Raw genomic sequence first — 1,845 nt, 5'->3', positions numbered from 1 at the left:
CCTTCTACAGCGCGCTGCTCGGCCGTGAGCCGGTCGAAAGTTCGCCGACCTTCGTGCTGTTCGTGCTCGATGCCGGCTTCAAGCTCGGCCTGTGGTCGCGCCATACGGTGGAGCCGGCAGCCGCCACGTCAGGCGGTGGCGCCGAAATCGTCTTTGCGCTGGATACGCCCGATGCGGTCGATGCCGCCCATGCCGACTGGTCCGGGCGCGGGCTGAATATCCTGCAGACGCCAACCGACATGGATTTCGGCCGTACTTTTGTCGCGCTCGATCCCGACAATCATCGCCTGCGCGTCTATTGGCTGTCCGATGGCGAACAGGCCAATGGTAACCAGAAATGAGCCCGTACTGGATCGCCGTGGCGTCGGCCGAACATGTCCGGCGGGGTCGCGCAGCCGGCTTCATGCAGGTCAACCACGGCAAGGCGGCACCGCTGCGTCGCGTCAAGCCAGGCGATGGCATCGTCTACTACTCGCCGAACACTGTTTTGGGCGAGAAAGATGGCCTGCGGGCCTTCACCGCGATCGGCATCGTGCGGGAAGGCGAGCCCTATCAGGGCGATATGGGCGCCGGCTTCACACCCTTCCGCCGCGATGTGGCGTGGGCCAAAGCCGAGGAAGCGCCGATCAAGCCGCTGCTCGACAGGCTGGACTTCACCATGGCCAAGTCGAACTGGGGTTATCAGCTTCGCTTTGGCCTTTTCGAAATCGGGGATCACGATTTTCGTGTGATCGCCGACGCGATGAGCGCCAAAATGGCTGTACCGGCGAACTAGGCCGTGAGCGCCTTGTAGACGGCAATGCCGGCGGCAAGATCCTCGAGCGCTGCGCCGACCGACTTGAACAGCGTGATCTCCCCAGCGCTCTCGCGACCCTTCTTCTGGCCGCGCGCCAATTCGTGCAGATCGGCGACGATGGTTTCCGGCTTCAGCACGCCGGAGGCCAGCGGTTGGACGATGTCGCCGGCTTCCTTGGTGGCGCCGGCGCGGGTGTCGACATAGACGCGGGCAAGCCTGATCGCGTCGTCGTCGCTCTCGCGCATCGTCGGCGTAAAGCCTCCGACCAGGTCGACATGGGTTCCCGGCTGCAACAATGCGCCCTTGATCAGCGGCGTCGTCGTGATCGTCGCCGAGGAGACGATGTCGGCCTGCCCAAGCTCGGCATCGAGATCGCTCGCCGCGCTGGCTGCAAAACCCTCGGCGCGCAGGTCGGCGGCGACTTTCTCGGCATTGGCCGGGGTGCGGTTCCAGATGCGGATGGTCTTGATCGGCCGTACGGCCGAGTGCGCCTTGGCGAGGAAGGGCGACAGCGCGCCGGCGCCGACCACCAGCAGCCGCGAGGCATCGTCGCGGGCGAGATAGGAGGCCGCAAGCGCCGAAGCACAGGCGGTGCGCCACTGTGTCAGCCGCTGGCCGTCGATCAAGGCCTCGGGTTCGCCGGTGGCGCCGTTGAGCAGAAGATAGAGCCCCATCACCGCCGGCTTGCCGATAGTGTTGTTGTCGGGGGACACGGTGACGATCTTGACGCCTACGTGACCGCCGGCCGACGTGCCCGCCGCCTTGAGATCGGTCCAGGCCGGCATCAAAAGCAGGGTGGAGGCGGCACCATCTGGCCGCTCGATCGTATGATGATGCCTGACTGGCTGCACCGCACCGTCGCGAAACGCCGTGCGCAGCGTCTCGACCAGCCCGGCAAAGCTCAGCGCATGGTCGACCTCTGCGGCCGAAATGGTCAGCATGAAGAACTCCGTGGGGACAAAACCGCCGACGGGCGGCTCAAGCGGTCGGCTTCGGCAATGCGGACCCTTGGGCGGACCCTTGGGTGGAGCCTGGGGCCGTTCCCGGAG

The 1,845-nt window shown here is 65.8% G+C and carries 3 protein-coding genes; 2 read left to right on the top strand and 1 reads right to left on the bottom strand.

Annotated features, from left to right (window positions below; all coding sequences use genetic code 11):
- Positions 1 to 341, top strand: a 341-nt coding sequence (locus EN750_RS32450) for a VOC family protein (protein ID WP_127399123.1), incomplete at its 5' end; no start/stop codon positions are given.
- Positions 338 to 775, top strand: a complete 438-nt coding sequence (locus EN750_RS32445) for an EVE domain-containing protein (protein ID WP_127399122.1) — start codon at positions 338 to 340, stop codon at positions 773 to 775. The genes EN750_RS32450 and EN750_RS32445, both read left to right, overlap by 4 nt.
- On the opposite strand, the gene EN750_RS32440 is transcribed toward EN750_RS32445, so the two are convergent.
- Positions 772 to 1,737, bottom strand: a complete 966-nt coding sequence (locus EN750_RS32440; protein WP_127399121.1) for an ornithine cyclodeaminase family protein — start codon at positions 1,735 to 1,737, stop codon at positions 772 to 774. The genes EN750_RS32445 and EN750_RS32440 overlap by 4 nt on opposite strands.
- Positions 1,738 to 1,845 lie beyond the last annotated feature (108 nt).

Source organism: Mesorhizobium sp. M7A.F.Ca.ET.027.03.2.1 (assembly GCF_003999175.1).
GTDB lineage: Bacteria > Pseudomonadota > Alphaproteobacteria > Rhizobiales > Rhizobiaceae > Mesorhizobium.
This window is presented reverse-complemented; position numbering and strand designations above follow the sequence as displayed.